12 protein-coding genes are annotated in these 13,894 nt (G+C 36.6%); 7 read left to right on the forward strand and 5 right to left on the reverse strand.

Annotation, left to right across the window (positions count from 1 at the left end; genetic code table 11):
* Positions 1-139: 139 nt before the first annotated feature.
* From GJU43_RS09030 to GJU43_RS09050, 5 genes are all read left to right on the forward strand, one after another.
* Positions 140-1,678, forward strand: a complete 1,539-nt coding sequence (locus GJU43_RS09030; RefSeq protein WP_154340445.1) for a glycine--tRNA ligase — start codon at positions 140-142, stop codon at positions 1,676-1,678.
* 199 nt (positions 1,679-1,877) lie between these two features.
* Complete coding sequence (locus tag GJU43_RS09035; protein ID WP_154340446.1) at positions 1,878-2,684, forward strand: LytTR family DNA-binding domain-containing protein; 807 nt, start codon at positions 1,878-1,880, stop codon at positions 2,682-2,684.
* A 172-nt stretch (positions 2,685-2,856) separates the two neighbouring features.
* Positions 2,857-3,111 carry a hypothetical protein gene (locus GJU43_RS09040; protein ID WP_154340447.1) on the forward strand — a complete coding sequence of 85 codons (255 nt, stop codon included), beginning with the start codon at positions 2,857-2,859 and terminating at the stop codon, positions 3,109-3,111.
* Positions 3,112-3,205: 94 nt separating this feature from the next.
* Positions 3,206-5,263, forward strand: a complete 2,058-nt coding sequence (locus tag GJU43_RS09045) for a tetratricopeptide repeat-containing sensor histidine kinase (protein ID WP_154340448.1) — start codon at positions 3,206-3,208, stop codon at positions 5,261-5,263.
* Positions 5,260-5,958 carry a response regulator transcription factor gene (locus GJU43_RS09050; protein ID WP_154340449.1) on the forward strand — a complete coding sequence of 233 codons (699 nt, stop codon included), beginning with the start codon at positions 5,260-5,262 and terminating at the stop codon, positions 5,956-5,958. Before GJU43_RS09045 ends, GJU43_RS09050 begins: the two co-directional genes overlap by 4 nt.
* Positions 5,959-6,044: 86 nt before the next feature.
* Here GJU43_RS09050 and thiL read toward each other — a convergent pair whose 3' ends face one another.
* Positions 6,045-7,091: a thiamine-phosphate kinase gene (thiL, locus tag GJU43_RS09055; protein ID WP_154340450.1), complete on the reverse strand. Its 1,047-nt coding sequence runs from the start codon at positions 7,089-7,091 to the stop codon at positions 6,045-6,047.
* Between the two features lie 168 nt (positions 7,092-7,259).
* Here thiL and GJU43_RS09060 point away from each other — a divergent pair, with 168 nt between their 5' ends.
* Together GJU43_RS09060 and GJU43_RS09065 are read left to right on the forward strand one after the other, a co-directional pair.
* Entirely contained in the window at positions 7,260-8,192 is a 933-nt protein-coding gene (locus tag GJU43_RS09060) for a 1-phosphofructokinase family hexose kinase (protein ID WP_154340451.1), read from the forward strand.
* A gap of 122 nt (positions 8,193-8,314) precedes the next feature.
* Positions 8,315-8,794: a DinB family protein gene (locus GJU43_RS09065; RefSeq protein ID WP_154340452.1), complete on the forward strand. Its 480-nt coding sequence runs from the start codon at positions 8,315-8,317 to the stop codon at positions 8,792-8,794.
* A 72-nt stretch (positions 8,795-8,866) separates the two neighbouring features.
* Here the strand turns inward: GJU43_RS09065 and GJU43_RS09070 are convergent, their stop codons facing one another.
* The 4 genes from GJU43_RS09070 to GJU43_RS09085 all read right to left on the reverse strand — a co-directional run bounded on the left by GJU43_RS09070 (position 8,867) and on the right by GJU43_RS09085 (position 13,776).
* The gene (locus GJU43_RS09070; RefSeq protein WP_154340453.1) at positions 8,867-9,823 is read right to left on the reverse strand and encodes a YafY family protein; all 957 of its coding nucleotides are present in this window, start codon (positions 9,821-9,823) and stop codon (positions 8,867-8,869) included.
* Positions 9,824-10,193: 370 nt separating this feature from the next.
* A complete protein-coding gene (gene lepA / locus GJU43_RS09075; RefSeq protein WP_154340454.1) occupies positions 10,194-11,990 on the reverse strand; it encodes a translation elongation factor 4 in 1,797 nt (598 codons plus the stop codon).
* A gap of 311 nt (positions 11,991-12,301) precedes the next feature.
* Entirely contained in the window at positions 12,302-13,039 is a 738-nt protein-coding gene (locus tag GJU43_RS09080) for an NUDIX domain-containing protein (RefSeq protein ID WP_154340455.1), read from the reverse strand.
* Between the two features lie 20 nt (positions 13,040-13,059).
* The gene (locus GJU43_RS09085; protein ID WP_154340456.1) at positions 13,060-13,776 is read right to left on the reverse strand and encodes an NUDIX domain-containing protein; all 717 of its coding nucleotides are present in this window, start codon (positions 13,774-13,776) and stop codon (positions 13,060-13,062) included.
* Positions 13,777-13,894 lie beyond the last annotated feature (118 nt).

Below are 13,894 nucleotides of genomic sequence, written 5' to 3' on the forward strand. Positions count from 1 at the left end.
CAAACTTTAGGAAAAAACAGGTCAATAATATAATTAAACACAAATAGAAAGAATTTAGTTACAAAAATAACGAAATCAGCGCTTCAATCTTTATTATTTTTCTTTTTTTTAAACGTACTTTTTATATTTTTGCATCACTATGGCAAAACAAGAAGATATATTTAAGAATGTGGTTTCGCACGCAAAAGAGTACGGATTTATTTTTCCGTCAAGCGAAGTATACGATGGATTGAGTGCAGTGTATGATTATGCACAAAATGGCGTCGAGTTAAAAAAGAATATCCGTGAATATTGGTGGAAATCAATGGTTCAGATGAATGAAAATATTGTCGGCCTTGACGCTGCAATATTAATGCATCCGACTACCTGGAAAGCTTCAGGCCACGTTGATGCCTTCAATGATCCGTTAATTGACAATAAAGATTCGAAAAAAAGATACAGAGCTGACGTTTTAGTCGAAGATTATGCTGAAAAGTTAAATCTGAAAGCTAAAAAAGAAATCGAAAAAGCAAAAGCCCGCTTTGGTGATGCTTTCAACGAACAGGAATTTATTACGACAAATGCCCGTGTAGTTGAATATTTGGCTAAAGAGAGAGAAATTCTGGAAAGACTTGCAAAAGGGATGAGCGAAGATCTTCAGGATGTAAAAGCGCTAATCGAAGAACTGGAAATTGCTGATCCTGAAACGGGTTCAAGAAACTGGACAGACGTTAAGCAATTCAACTTAATGTTTGGTACTAAACTTGGAGCTTCTGCAGACTCTGCAATGGATTTATATTTACGTCCGGAAACCGCTCAGGGTATTTTTGTGAATTTTCTGAACGTACAAAAATCAGGGCGTATGAAGATTCCGTTTGGAATTGCCCAGACAGGTAAAGCCTTCAGAAACGAAATCGTTGCAAGGCAATTTATTTTCCGTATGCGTGAATTCGAACAAATGGAAATGCAATTTTTTGTACGTCCGGGCGAAGAAATGCAAGCTTATGAATACTGGAAAGAAACACGTTTAAAATGGCATTTGTCTTTGGGATTAGGAAAACAAAATTACCGTTTTCACGATCACGAAAAATTAGCCCACTATGCAAATGCAGCGGCAGATATCGAGTTTAATTTTCCGTTTGGTTTCAAAGAATTAGAAGGAATTCACTCCCGTACAGATTTCGACTTAAAAGCACACGAAAAATTTTCAGGTAGAAAACTACAATATTTTGACCCTGAATTAAATGAAAACTATGTGCCATATGTAGTGGAAACTTCAGTTGGTTTAGACCGTATGTTCCTGGCTGTTTTCGCTACTTCATTACAGGAAGAAACTCTTGAAGACGGATCAACGAGAACGGTTCTGAAATTACCTTCGGTTTTAGCACCAACAAAAGCAGCCGTTCTTCCATTAATTAAAAGAGACGGATTGCCTGAAATTTCCAAGAAAATCATAGATGATTTAAAATGGGATTTCAATGTGGCTTATGATGAAAAAGATGCAGTAGGCCGTCGTTACAGAAGACAGGATGCTTTGGGAACCCCGTTTTGTATTACGGTAGATCATCAGACCATCGAAGATGAAACGGTAACAATTCGTCACAGAGATACCATGAAACAGGATCGTGTAAAAATTACCGAATTAAGAGCCATTATCGAAGATGAAGTTTCGATGAAAAACTGGTTGATGAAAATGTAATTTTTTAAAAATAAAACTCATAAAATCCCAAATTCCGTCTTAGGAGTTTGGGATTTTTTTAATTTAGGCCATCTATTCAGTGCGGTATTTCATGCTTTATTTTTTATGTTAACATTTACCGGAAATGTATCAACAATTAAATTTTTAAATCGTTGTTATTCGTAATTTTAGGGATAGATAAAATCAAGACCTTCCAATATTGAAAAAGTATTCGTATATTATTATTGATGATGACGCCGAAAGCAGTCTGAAAACCAAAACTGTTGCAGAAGGTTTTTCAGAATTAACTTTTGTCGGATCAGCTGCAGATTTTCAACAAGGATTAACTTTGATTTTAAAGCACCGGCCCTCGCTTGTGTTTTTAGAAATTGATCCTAAAGATGTAACATGCGATTTATCGCTTTCTTTCATTAGTGAACTGTATCGGTATTTGTCAATTTTGCCTAAAATAATTGTTACTACCTTAAAAAAAGAATTGGCTTACGATGCGATTCAGTATGGCGTTTTTGATTATATATTGAAACCTGTTCAGGAAACAGATTTGCTAAAGACTATTTTAAAATTAGATAAGATAACCCTGGATGCGCAATTTATTAAAAGAGGAGATTGTAATGCTGCTGTGATTCCCTTCGTTAAAAGTACTCCGAATAGCGAAAAACCACTGATTATCTGTATTAAGTCTTACGGTGATTATCGCTATCTGAATGCGTCTGATATCAGTTATTTTCAGGCCGATAACAATTCAACGGATATTTACCTTAATTCCGGTGAAATGGTCACAGCTTTTAAAACTCTCAAGTATTTTGAGAATGTACTTTCCTATCCTTTTTTCCGAATTCATAACAGTTACATCATTAACCGAAATTATGTGGCACGTATTCATAACGGAAACTCAGTCTGTTACATAAAAAACTCTTCGAAAAAAATTCCTTTCTCAAAAACCTACAAATCAAATGTAGACTTAATTATTACTAATTTTTCTGAAGGTAATTACTTAGAAGTCTAAAAGTTAAGTAATTACATACATTTGACGCTCATTGACTATCAATTGGGCATGTTCTACCACAAACTGATTTTTTCGTACAATATTTTTGGATTCTCCACGTAGATTTGTCCCCATGATTGCAATAAAGTAATCATATACCCCCAAATAAATCACAAACAAAAACCTCAAAATCATGAAAAAAGCAGCTTTAACATTCGGACTATTTTCTTTAGTAATGGTAGCAACTTCATTTACATCACCGGAAGAAGTAAAAAACGCAGGGAATAAAGATTTAAATATTATTAACCCTATCGATAACGGTACTTCAATGGGCAGACGCAAGAGCGATTTTGCCGGAAAACAAAATCAATTGGATTTAAGTACAAAACAATCCGGTAGTTTTACTACTGACAGCCAGTCAACACGTATGAGCGTGAAACTGGATTAAGAAATAAAAAATAAAATATAGGATAAGGCTGTCAATTTTTTGGCAGCCTTTTCTTTTTCGGCTATAGTTTTTAGTATTTTTGATGAAATTCAAAATGCTATTGAAAAATAATTATTTAATATTATTCCTGCTGTCTGTCGTTTTTTTTGGTTGTACCACAAAAGACCGGGAGAAGAAAAATATAAAATTATCGGAAGATAGCCTCGCCACTTATTTATCATTAGCCAATGATATTAACCTTCCTTTTAAGTACAAACAAGATTATAATAAAAAGGCATTTGACATTATTATAAATCAGAAAGATGACTCTCTCAACAGAGTCAATCTTTTTAGAATTGCCAATCGCTATTATAATATGAGCGACTGGAACTCCTATCTTCAAACCACAAAGCTGGTATTGGAACGATCCAAAAACTCCAGGGATTCTGTCAATATGGCGAAAGCCTATGGCTATTTAGGCGATTATTACAAAGTGAAATCTATTGCGGACAGTGCTTTTATGAATTATTTTAAGGCAGAAAAATTATATCTGAAGATAAACGACCATTATAACCTGGCCAAAACTTTTTTAAGTAAAGCGGGTCTTCAGTATAATGAAGGGGATTATTTTGAAAGTGAAATCAGTATTTTTAAAGCACTCCGGATTTTAAAGCAACGAAAAAACGTTAACGATCAGCTTTACGATTGCTATAACCTATTGGGAATTTTGTATAGCGAACGCGAGGAATTTGACAAAGCTCTTGAATTTCATCATAATGCCCTGAGCACGCTCACTGATAAATCAATTCCTGCCGACTTTCAATTAAAGGCAACCTCTTTGAATAATATCGGTTTTGTCAATTTAAGGATGCGGAATTACAGTAAAGCAAAAATGTATTTCAGGAGAGGTCTCGATGAAAAAAATTTATATAAGGAGAATACCTTCCTGTATGCTATTTTATTAGACAATCTGGCCTATTCAAAGTTTAAACTAAAAGAATCAGGAGGGCTTCCGGATCAGTTTTACAGAGCTTTAAAAATCAGGGACAGCCTGAGTATAAAATCAGGTGTTGTATTGAGTAAAATACATTTATCAGAATATTATTTCTCCAGGAAAGATACTTTCAAAGCCATTCAGTATTCGAAACAGGCATTAGTTTTATCACGCAGTCTAAACAAAATAAGGGACATACTGGAAGCACTGAAACAAATTGAAACAGTGGATCCTAAAAATGCTTCGGTTTATACAAGGGAATATATTCGTCTTAATGACCGCATGCTCAAATCGGAGCGTAAAATGGGCGAAAAATTCTCCCGCATTGAATATGAAACGAATGAAATAAAAGACCAAAACTCGAATCTGCAGGAAAAGAATAAAACCCTGGTGTATGTTTTTAGTATTTGTACTCTGGTCGGTTTGTTTTTTTACGTGTACAAAACCCAACAAGCCAAAAACAGGGAGTTACTTTTTAAGCAACAGCAGCAAATTGCCAATGAAGATATTTATAATTTGATGATCTCCCAGCAGAATGATATCGAAATGACCCGCATCAGAGAAAAGAAAAAAGTGGCTCAGGAGCTGCATGACGGTGTTTTGGGAAGAATGTTTGGAGTGCGGATCAGTCTGGACAGTTTAGATAAGATCGATGAAGCGGAAGCCGCCCTAAAAAGAAAAAAATATTTAACGGAACTTAAAAACATAGAGGAAGATATACGTGAAATTTCACATGATCTAAATAGGGAAAAATCAGAATTAATTAATAATTTTGTTTTGATTCTGAACAAATTGTTTGATAATCAACAAAACACTTATCCTTCCAAACTGATTACTGCTTTTGATTCTCAGATTAAATGGGAACTGGTTAGCAATGCAGTCAAGATTAATTTATACCGGATTGTTCAGGAAGCGTTACAAAATTGTAATAAGTATGCCAGGGCAAAGACGATTACAGTCGAATTTAAAAGTGAAATAAATTATTTGATTTTAGCTGTCTTTGATGATGGAGTTGGATTTAATCCCCACAGAACCAAAAACGGGATAGGATTGCATAATATCGAATACAGAGCTGCAGAATGTAAGGGCACCGTTACCATAAAATCTGCCAAAGGAGAAGGAACCCTTCTTTTAGTAAAAATACCCATAGATCAAAAAATTAACCTACAGAAGAAATGACAGTTGACCCCAACACTTTAGTTTCGCAATTAATAAAGCAAAATATATTAATTGTAGATGATCATCCTTTTATTATTGAAGGATACAAAAATGCGATCACACGTTATAATACGAAACAATACGAATTTGTGATTTCGCAGGCTTACGATTGCAGATCAGGATATGATTTGATACAGGATGAAGCAACACCGGATTTTGACGTTGCTTTTTTAGATATTAGTATGCCTTCCTATGAAGAAAAGGATATTTTTTCAGGAGAAGATCTCGCCAAATTAATATCCAAAAAAATGCCTCGCTGCAAAATCGTTTTATTGACGATGTACACGGAATTACTGAAAATTAAAACAATAATCAGGACCATAAGTCCGAACGGTTTGATTATTAAAAATGACCTGACTTTTGATGAACTGCTTTTTGCATTCGACAGAGTAATGAAAAATGAAAAATATTACAGCCAGTCGGTGCAGAAAATGCTGAGCCAGGCGCCTTATAATTCGATAGAAGTGGATGAATTTGACAAGCAGATTTTATTTCATTTGTCAAAAGGAACCTCTGTGGCCGATATGCCGCAGTATATTCCAATTTCTTTAAATGCCATAGAAAAGAGAAGGACCAATTTAAAAGAACTTCTGAAAATAAAATCCGGATCTGATGAGGATCTGGTAAAGGAAGCTAAAAGTAAATCGCTTTTCTAACCTGAAATTCCAAAAACAAAAAATTCCAAATCCCAATAACGCGAGTCATTGGGATTTGGAATTTTTTATTTGATATTTTTTAAAGTTTATTCGCTTAAAGCATCCCATCCACGGGCTTTTAAGGCAATTTTGGTATTGGCACGTGTTACTAAATGAATGCCTTCACTTTCATCTGCCATATGACCAATAACCGAGAAATTCGGATTTCCTTTTATTTTATCGAAATCATTAATGTCAATGGTAAATAACAATTCATAATCTTCACCTCCATTAATCGCAACCGTCGTACTGTCAATATTGAATTCTTCACAAGTCGAGATAAATTGCGGATCTAACGGAAGTTTGTCTTCGTATAAATTACAACCCACTTTTGACTGTTTGCACAAATGAATAATTTCAGAGGATAATCCGTCCGAAATGTCAATCATTGCCGTGGGCTTGATTTCAAGGGCGTGCAATAAAGTACGGACATCTTTTCGCGCTTCAGGTTTCAGCTGACGCTCGATCAGATAACTGTACATATCTAAGTCCGGCTGGCTGTTTGGGTTGACCTGAAAAACCTGTTTTTCACGTTCCAAAACCTGTAATCCCATATAAGCGGCGCCAATATCTCCGGTAACAACAAGCAAATCGGTTTGTTTGGCACCATTTCTGTAAACGATTTCGGCAGCATCAGCTTCACCGATTGCCGTAATGCTAATAATCAGTCCTTTTTGTGATGAGGTAGTGTCTCCGCCAATAACATCTACTTTATATTCTTTTGCAGCGTGCGTAATTCCTTCAAATAATTCTTCTAAGGCTTCCAGTGGAAAACGATTAGAAACGGCTACAGAGACCGTTATTTGCGTTGGTCGGGCATTCATGGCGCAAATGTCAGACAGGTTTACAACAACAGACTTATATCCTAAATGTTTAAGCGGCATATAAGCCAGGTCAAAATGTACGCCTTCAATCAGTAAATCGGTGGAAACCACTACTTTTTTGTCTTTAAAATCAAGAACCGCTGCATCATCTCCAATACTTTTTAAAGTAGATTCCTGAGTAACATCAAAGTTTTTGGTTAAATGTTCAATCAGGCCAAATTCGCCTAATTGCGCTATACTGGTACGTTGTGGATTTTTATCTTCGATCATTTTCTTTAAGGTACAAAATTTTTAAGGTGCAAAGGTACAAATTTTAATCGCTTAATACAGCAGACAAAGACCAGTGTGTCTTTGGTGTCTGTCGGAAACACTTGTAAATCGCGTCTTTTTTTAAATGATATTTTTTTCGCATCTTTAATAGAATAAAAAAATCACAAAATGAAAACATTTGCTATCGTTACACTCACCGTAAATCCTTCCGTAGATAAAAGCACTCGTTTTTCAGGCCTGATTGCTGAACATAAAATAAGATGCGAAAACCCGAAATTTGATGCTGGCGGAGGCGGAATAAATGTTTCTAAAGCTATTGTACGTTTAGGCGGAAGTTCGTTAGCCGTTTTTACATCAGGCGGACCAGTCGGTGAAATGCTCAAAGATTTAGTCAAAAAAGAAGGAGTCATTTTTGAAGCCATTCAGACCGTAACACCAACGAGGGAAAACTTTATTGCAGTTGATGATACTACGAATTCGCAATATCGTTTTGGATTTTCCGGTAATATTTTATCTGATTCTGAGGTTAAAAAAATCCTTGAAACGATTTCGAATTTAAAACCGGGGTTTCTGGTAGTAAGCGGAAGTTTAAATGAAGGTTTGGCAACAGACTTTTATCAAAAAGTGGCTGAAATTGCGAGGAAATCAAATTCGAAATTAATAGTAGATACCTCCGGGGAAGCTTTAAAGAAAGTACTGGAAACCGGATGCTACCTGATCAAGCCAAATGTAGGCGAACTGGCAAAATTAGTCGGAGCCGAACGTCTGGAAATGGAAGAAGTCAATGAAGCCGCCAAAAAAATCATAGCCAAAGGAGGGGCCGAAATTGTAGTCGTTTCTCTCGGCCCTCAGGGAGCAGTTTTGGTTACAAAAGATGCTTATGAATATGTTCCGGCGCCAAACGTTGCCAAAAAAAGTACCGTTGGAGCAGGAGACAGCATGGTCGGAGGAATGGTTTGGGCATTGTCTCAAAATAAAAGTTTGAAAGAAGTCGTTCGGTGGGGAGTGGCCTGTGGTTCTGCCGCAACAATGAACGAAGGGACACAATTGTTTAAGCCTGAAGATGCCAATCGTTTGTTTGAATGGTTGAAGGAAAAGTAATTTTTGGTTAGAAGTTTTTACTACTTAAGGAGGGAAAATAAATATTTTTTTTCCTGCTGACAAACTGTTGTCACCGACCCTCAATAATTTTGAAGTATTAAAACAATTAAAACTTTAAAACCATGAAAACATTAGCTGCACAAGTAATTACTCCCGAAGATTTGTTGAAACACTGGCAAGGACACCGCGCACTGACCCGTCGCGTAATTGAACTTTTTCCTGAAAAAGATTTCTTTGAATTTTCGATAGGCGGCATGAGAACATTTGCCAAATTAACCGATGAACTTTTAGCGATTGCGGTTCCGGGCTTAAAAGGAATTGTAAATAAAGAAGTGAAAGGATTCGCCGAAGAATCAGATAAATTGATTTTTAAAGCCCAATATCTTGAAAAATGGGACGAAGCGACTTCAGAAATCAATCAGTATTGGGAAAAATTATCGATTGAAGATTTTAATGAAACCTTTAATCTTTTCGGACAATATGAATTTCCGGTTATTCAGAATATCTTGTATTTTATTGATAACGAAATACACCACCGCGGACAAGGTTATGTTTATTTAAGAGCATTGGGGATTGATCCTCCTTTTTTCTGGGAAAGATAGCATTCCTGAAGATTGGCCAGATAAAAAAAAACTCCTGAAGATGAATGTAACATTCGCTTTAAGGAGTTTTTTTTATAAAAGTCTTTTTCTGTTGATTTCCAGTAATTCTAAAGTCCGGACTTTAAGACTCTCCGGTTCCAGAATGGTAGCATAATCCCCAAACATTAAAAACCAACGCGGAAAACCACTCTCGATATCACGGCACATAAAGGTCATTTCTATTTGTCCGTCGATTTCTTTTTCAGAGACAAAACCGTGATATTTTTTTTCGAATTCGAGGTATCGGGCAATTTTTTTTTCAATCAGGATTCTGACTTTGATCGTCGGAATGGTTTCATTTTTATTTAAATAAGTCTCCAGGGAATCGTGTTCTATTGTAAAATCACATTCGGTTTTTTTAATGCTCTGAATCCTGTCGGTTCTAAATTGGCGATAATCTTTTCGCAAATGGCAATACCCCAGAAAATACCAGTTGTTATGATCATGAAAAACGCCGACAGGTTCAATATTTCTGTTCGTTGGTTCTTCTGCTTCTACCGCTTTATAATACAGAATTATTTGTTTTTTCTCTGCAATACTCTCAAACAAAAGGGCCAGCGTATTGGGTGATTTATCATGAAAAAGCGGTTCAGCGGTTTGCATAACCACTCTTGATTCAATGTTCGAGAGCCAGTCTTTATCGGTACTTCGCAAAACCGACTTTAATTTGTACATCGCTGATGCATAATATGATCCAAGAGACGGATCGGTGAATTTCTGCATCAGTTTTTCGGCAGCAATAAAACTGCTTATTTCTTCACGCGTAAACATAACGGGAGGCAGCCGATAGCCTTCCATCAAAGCATAACCCACTCCGGCCTCACTGTAAATAGGAACTCCTGAAGCCTCCAAAGTTCGGATATCGCGATAAATAGTTCGTAAACTCACGTCAAAACGATCGGCCAATTCCTGTGCTTTTACAATTTTCTTAGATTGTAATTGAATCAGGATAGCGACAATCCGGTCAAATCGTTTTGGGGTTTCGTCCATTTTTTATTTTCTTTTGAGGTGCAAAGGTGCAAAGGTTCAAAGATACAAAGGTTCAGCGTTTAGAGAAGTAAAAAATTGGTTCCAAATTAGGACAGATTTATGGGTTGAAAAATTATCTGAAATTTGTATTTGTCGCAGAGGCGCATAGCAGTGCGTCTGCGCAATCTATATCCGTTTGATTAAAAGACTATGATTTATGTAATTGCCGAAATTCTTTTCGGAAGACGCACTGCTGTGCGCCTCTACAATATACCTTGAGAATGTAATATTATGTTTGTTATGAAAAGGTTTTAAAAACAAAAAACCCAACAACTTTCGTCATCGGGTTCAATCTATATTCTTTGCTCTTTATTCTGTTTTCTAACAAGAACTAGTCGTTCAATTTCAAAACAGCCATAAAAGCTTCCTGAGGAATTTCAACATTTCCTACCTGTCTCATACGTTTTTTACCTTTTTTCTGTTTTTCCAAAAGTTTACGTTTACGGGAGATATCCCCACCGTAACATTTTGCGGTAACGTCTTTACGAAGTGCTTTAATCGTTTCACGGGCAATGATTTTAGCACCAATTGCCGCCTGAATAGGAATGTCAAATTGTTGTCTCGGGATTAACTCACGTAATTTCTCGGTCATTTTTTTACCGATGTTGTAGGCGTTGTCTTCGTGAATCAAGGCAGAAAGCGCATCCACAGTCTGTGCGTTCAGAAGAACATCCAGTTTTACTAATTTCGACGTTCTCATTCCGATTGGAGAGTAGTCAAAAGAAGCATACCCTTTAGATACCGTTTTCAGACGATCGTAAAAATCAAATACAATTTCCGCCAGCGGCATATCAAAATTAAGTTCCACACGTTCTGTTGTCAAATACGTCTGATTGGTAATCTGACCACGCTTTTCGATACATAAACTCATTACGTTTCCAACGAAATCCGCTTTTGTAATAATGGTGGCTTTAATAAACGGTTCTTCAACACGGTCCAGTTTTGATGGTTCCGGTAAATCGGACGGATTGTTTACAACAAAAGAAGTTTCAGGATCTTTTTTGGTATATGCCAGATACGAAACGTTAGGTACTGTAGTAATTACCGTCATGTCGAACTCACGCTCTAATCGTTCCTGGATAATTTCCATGTGAAGCATTCCTAAGAATCCGCAACGGAAACCAAAACCTAACGCAGCAGAGCTTTCGGGAGTAAATACCAGTGAAGCATCATTCAGCTGCAGTTTTTCCATAGAAGAACGCAAATCTTCGTAATCTTCGGTATCAACTGGATAAATTCCGGCGAAAACCATTGGTTTTACATCTTCAAAACCGGTAATCATATTCGTGGTAGGCGTTTTGGCATCGGTTAGTGTATCACCTACTTTTACCTCTTTGGCTTCTTTAATTCCGGAGATCAAATAACCAACATCACCTGTAGAAATAACATTTTTAGGAACCTGGTTCAGTTTTAAAGTTCCAACTTCATCGGCAAAATACTCATTGCCGGTGGCCATGAATTTAATTTTTTGTCCTTTTCTGATTTCCCCGTTTACGACTCTGAAGATTACTTCAATTCCACGAAACGGATTGTAATGTGAATCAAAAATCAGTGCTTGTAACGGTTCGTCCACATTTCCTTTTGGCGGCGGAATTTTTTCAATAATAGCAGCCAGAATATTTTCGACACCAAAACCTGTTTTTCCCGAAGCGTGAATAATATCTTCCAATTTACATCCCAGTAAATCAATAATATCATCGCTCACTTCTTCCGGATTGGCACTTGGTAAATCTACTTTATTCAAAACCGGAATAATTTCGAGGTCATTTTCTAAAGCCAGATATAAGTTAGAAATCGTTTGTGCCTGAATACTTTGTGCGGCATCAACAATCAAAAGAGCTCCTTCACAGGCAGCAATAGATCTTGAAACTTCGTATGAAAAGTCAACGTGACCGGGAGTATCAATTAAATTTAAGATGTATTCTTCTCCTTTATAAGTATATTCCATCTGAATGGCGTGACTTTTTATCGTGATTCCACGCTCGCGCTCCAGGTCCATGTTGTCCAGCAATTGTGCTTTTTCTTCACGGGCTGTAACGGTTTGTGTGGCACCTAATAAACGGTCTGCCAGTGTACTTTTACCGTGGTCAATGTGTGCAATAATGCAAAAGTTACGTATCTTCTTCATTTTCTATTTCAATTCTCTATACGAGTTTTAAGTATTTTTTCGGGTATAAATTTACGCCGTAGCAATTGCTGCAGAGCGTGTTATTAAGGCGCAAAGATAGCGGAAAGTTTTGGATTCTGGAATGTAGTTGTCCGATTTTGAATTTAGAGGACATAAACAAGGTTTTAAAAGCGCTGAAAAGCCTTAATTCATTTAAAATCAGTAGCTGATTTACCCTTAGAAATTTACGGAATGTTTTCTTGTACGGGTTTATTTGTGAAAAATCCATGCGCAATGCTGAAGATTTTTCTTTGGGCATTTTTTCGGGGGAATTAAAATTCAAAATTGAATCCCTTCTCGGTCAGTTTTTTGTAAACTTCGGGATCAAATTTATATAATTTGGCAGCTCTGTGGGAAACCGCTTTTTGTTTTTCTTCGAGTTCGAGCAGTAACTTCATGTGCAGAATTTTTCTGCGAAAGTTGGGCTTGTCCAGTTCGATTCCTAATATTTCTTCGTAAAGGTGCATCAATTGTAACAAGGTAAATTTTTCGGGTAAAAGATTGAAACCAATCGGAGCCTGACGAACTCTGTTGCGCAATTGCATCAGACTGAATCTTAAAATTTCATTGTGATCAAAAATCAGATCCGGAACCTCCTTAATTTTATACCATTTCGCTTCAATTACTCTTAAACCGGATTTGATGTTATAGTCTTCCCGATTTAGTAAGGTATAATAGCCAATAGTGATTACTCTTTTGAAACTCACACGCCCGGGATCCGTAAAAGCTTTTAACTGCTCCAGGTAAAGGTGTTCCAGATTGGTTAGTTCGTATACAATTCGGTGTGCAGCATGATCAATACTTTCTTTTGTATTAATACAACCGCCGAGAAGCCCCCATCGTCCTATGCTTTCTCCTTCTGCATGCTGTACTAAAAGGACTTCGAGATTTTGTTTATTAAATCCAAAAATCACGCAGTCGATTGTAATTCCGTCAATAATAGCGGTATCGATTTCTTCAGCTATTTCTGAAGTTGCCCTAAGATCGATTTTAGAAGAGAGAGATTCCATTTTTGGGTAAAGACTGCGGTTTAAAACTCAAAATTGAATCCTTTTTCGGTAAGTTTTTTGTAAATGTCCGGGTCAAATTTATACAATTTTGCGGCTCGGTGTGAAACATCCTTTTGTTTTTCATCAAGCGCTACCAGTAACTTCATGTGCAGAATCTTACGTCTGAAATTTGATTTATCCATTTCTACGCCCAGAATTTCCTCGTAAAGATGCATCAGTTGCAATAAAGTAAATTTCTCAGGAAGAAGATTAAATCCCAAAGGTGCCTGGCGAACCCTGTTGCGAAGATGTTTGAGACTGTATGCTAAAATTTCGTTGTGATCGTAAATTAAATCCGGGATGCTGTTTATTTTGTACCATTTGGCATCAGAAGCTGTAAAACCGGCTTTAATATTATAATCTTCACGTTTTACCAAAGCATAATATCCAATAGTAATGACACGTCGAAGCGGGAAACGATCCGGATCCCCGAATGCTTTCAATTGCTCTAAGTAAATATTGTCAAGGCCCGTAAGTTCGTTCAGTAAACGGTGGGCAGCAGAATCGGTGCTCTCTTTTTTATAAATCCAGCCTCCCGGAAGTCCCCATTTTCCTTTACTGATTCCTTCCCCGTGCTGTACCAAAAGTACTTCCAGACTTCCTTTGTCAAAACCAAAAATGACACAGTCAATTGTGATTGCGTTCATTGCAGTCTGTTCGCTCTTTAAAAGTGAATCCTCATCTTCATTTTTAACCATATCCTACTTTAAATTTTGACAAATTAAATAAATAAAATGAATAATTGATATCATAAATCTTTTATATTTTTTTTAACACAACAATTTTCTGATACTCAGCGGGTTGTTTTACCGTCTT

The organism is Flavobacterium sp. LC2016-23 (genome assembly GCF_009674775.1).
Taxonomy (GTDB): Bacteria; Bacteroidota; Bacteroidia; order Flavobacteriales; family Flavobacteriaceae; genus Flavobacterium.

Excerpts from the sequence above, each read along its gene's own strand:
- GJU43_RS09065 (WP_154340452.1), top strand. The coding sequence starts at position 8,315 with ATGAAAACATTAGCTGCACAAGTAATTACTCCCGAAGATTTGTTGAAA.
- lepA (WP_154340454.1), bottom strand. The coding sequence starts at position 11,990 with ATGAAGAAGATACGTAACTTTTGCATTATTGCACACATTGACCACGGT.
- GJU43_RS09080 (WP_154340455.1), bottom strand. The coding sequence starts at position 13,039 with ATGGAATCTCTCTCTTCTAAAATCGATCTTAGGGCAACTTCAGAAATA.
- GJU43_RS09050 (WP_154340449.1), top strand. The coding sequence starts at position 5,260 with ATGACAGTTGACCCCAACACTTTAGTTTCGCAATTAATAAAGCAAAAT.
- GJU43_RS09060 (WP_154340451.1), top strand. The coding sequence starts at position 7,260 with ATGAAAACATTTGCTATCGTTACACTCACCGTAAATCCTTCCGTAGAT.
- GJU43_RS09030 (WP_154340445.1), top strand. The coding sequence starts at position 140 with ATGGCAAAACAAGAAGATATATTTAAGAATGTGGTTTCGCACGCAAAA.
- GJU43_RS09045 (WP_154340448.1), top strand. The coding sequence starts at position 3,206 with ATGCTATTGAAAAATAATTATTTAATATTATTCCTGCTGTCTGTCGTT.
- GJU43_RS09040 (WP_154340447.1), top strand. The coding sequence starts at position 2,857 with ATGAAAAAAGCAGCTTTAACATTCGGACTATTTTCTTTAGTAATGGTA.
- GJU43_RS09085 (WP_154340456.1), bottom strand. The coding sequence starts at position 13,776 with ATGGTTAAAAATGAAGATGAGGATTCACTTTTAAAGAGCGAACAGACT.
- GJU43_RS09070 (WP_154340453.1), bottom strand. The coding sequence starts at position 9,823 with ATGGACGAAACCCCAAAACGATTTGACCGGATTGTCGCTATCCTGATT.
- thiL (WP_154340450.1), bottom strand. The coding sequence starts at position 7,091 with ATGATCGAAGATAAAAATCCACAACGTACCAGTATAGCGCAATTAGGC.